The organism is Pseudomaricurvus sp., assembly GCF_965662505.1.
Taxonomy (GTDB): Bacteria; Pseudomonadota; Gammaproteobacteria; order Pseudomonadales; family Cellvibrionaceae; genus Pseudomaricurvus.
The window spans coordinates 8,487-10,354 of sequence record NZ_CBFIHX010000122.1 but is presented as its reverse complement, the minus strand read 5'-3'; the positions used below and the strand labels follow the sequence as shown (position 1 = coordinate 10,354).

Below are 1,868 nucleotides of genomic sequence, written 5' to 3'. Positions count from 1 at the left end.
ACAGTGGCCGGTTAATGCAATTCGGGAACGCACAGGGTGGGTCAGCCAATCTCCCGTGCTGGTTTTTGGGACGGTGTTGGATAATTTGTGCTTTGGACTGGCGGAAGTTGATAAATCTGCACTTGAAAAAGTGCTTCTGGCATCGGGCATCATGTGTTTCGCCGACAGACTTGAAAATGGTCTCGAAACGCAGGTGGGCGAGCTCGGGCGTAATTTGTCAGGAGGACAGCGTCAGGCAGTAATTTTAGGCAGAGCCTTACTGCGAGAATCATCACTGTTGATTCTCGACGAACCCTGTAGCGCCATGGATCAGACAATGGAGTCACAGGTCATCGCCGGATTGAAAAACCCTCCCAAAGATCGTTGTACGGTCATAGCAACTCACAAACCCAGCTTACTGCAACTGTGTGATCGTGTGATTGTGCTGGATCAAGGCCGGATAGTGGCTGACGGTCCCACGGCAACGGTTCTGGCGCAGCAGCTGCGCGATCAAAAAACCAAAGAAAAGACATCGGTGACTGCAAATACAGGGCCCCAAAAGGTCAGAGCCGTCAATATACGGCGTTCAGCCGTTTCCAAGAGAGAAGAACAGGTTACAGAGCCTGAAACCACGGGGAACGATTCATGAGCAGTTCGCTGTACTGGCAGCAGGTGAAAGACGCCTATCGGGCCCGCAGCGTGGTCTGGCTTATCAGTGCGCTGTTGCTGGTCACCTTAATCTGGGCTGCTTTTGCGACGTTGGATGAAGTGGTGGTGGGTGCTGGAAAAGTGGTGCCTGCACAGTCGGTTCAAAAAATACAAAGTCTCGAAGGCGGGATCTTGCGAAAAGTCCAGGTTCGAGAAGGCCAGGTTGTTGAAGCGGGTGATATGTTGGTGAAGCTGGACGATACCCGATTCAGAGCCGCCTTTCAGGAGGCAGAAGAACAGAGTTCAGCGTTGCTGGCAAAGCATCTTAGGCTCAAGGCTGAATTGGAATCGGTGAGCATCGGCTCAGTCGTGGAAGACAATACCCATCAAATTAAGGTCACTCCTCAAGAGGTATCGTTTGAAAATGCTGGATTGGATGCCTTGTCCAATAAGGTGGCCATGCAAAAGATCCTCATCACCGCTCAGGCAGGCTACCGGGAGCGTATAAATCAATTGTTGTCACAGGTCGAAGAGGCCAAACAGAAGGTGGCGCAGCAGTCGAAAGCGATCAGTGAAGCCAGAAGAACCACTCAAACACTCAGGCAGGGTTTGGCACTGGTCAGCGAAGAAGTCCAGCTCACACGTGATGTGGTGGCAACAGGCGCAGTGGCTAAGGTTGAATTACTGAAATTACAGCGTGATGAAGTTAACTTAAAAGGCGATCTGGAAGCCTCTATCCTGAATGAGCAGCGCTTGCTAGCGGCCAGAGATCAGGCGATTGCAGAAAGCCGCAACATCGCTTTGGAATTCAGAACCAATGCCCAAGTTGAATTGGCCGATGTGGACAGTCAGCTGGCTCAGTTAGCTGAAAACAGAAGGGCGCTGGCGGATCAGTTGACCCGAACCCAATTGCTGTCTCCCATTCGCGGCAAGGTTAAAAATATTGCGACTCGAACGGTTGGCGGTGTGATCAAGCCTGGTGAGGCAATGATGGAGATCGTGCCAATTGACGATCAAATGATCGTCGAAGCCCGAATTGCGCCACAGGATATAGCGTTTATCCGCGAAGGGCTGGAAGCCAATGTGAAGTTCACGGCTTATGATTTTGTTATTTATGGTGGACTGGATGGGCAAGTTACTTATGTGAGCTCTGATGCCCTCCAAGATGAAGAAGGTACTACCTATTACGAGGCTCACGTTAAAACTCATGATGCCAGGTTACACGAATTACCCATCATTCC

At 50.9% G+C, this 1,868-nt stretch carries 2 protein-coding genes; both read left to right on the top strand.

Going from position 1 to position 1,868, the window contains the following annotated elements:
- The coding region (locus ACTG33_RS14205; protein WP_439135884.1) for an ATP-binding cassette domain-containing protein at positions 1-628 on the top strand (628 nt) is incomplete at its 5' end.
- Positions 625-1,868, top strand: a 1,244-nt coding sequence (locus tag ACTG33_RS14200) for an HlyD family type I secretion periplasmic adaptor subunit (RefSeq protein WP_439135883.1), incomplete at its 3' end; no start/stop codon positions are given. The genes ACTG33_RS14205 and ACTG33_RS14200, both read left to right, overlap by 4 nt.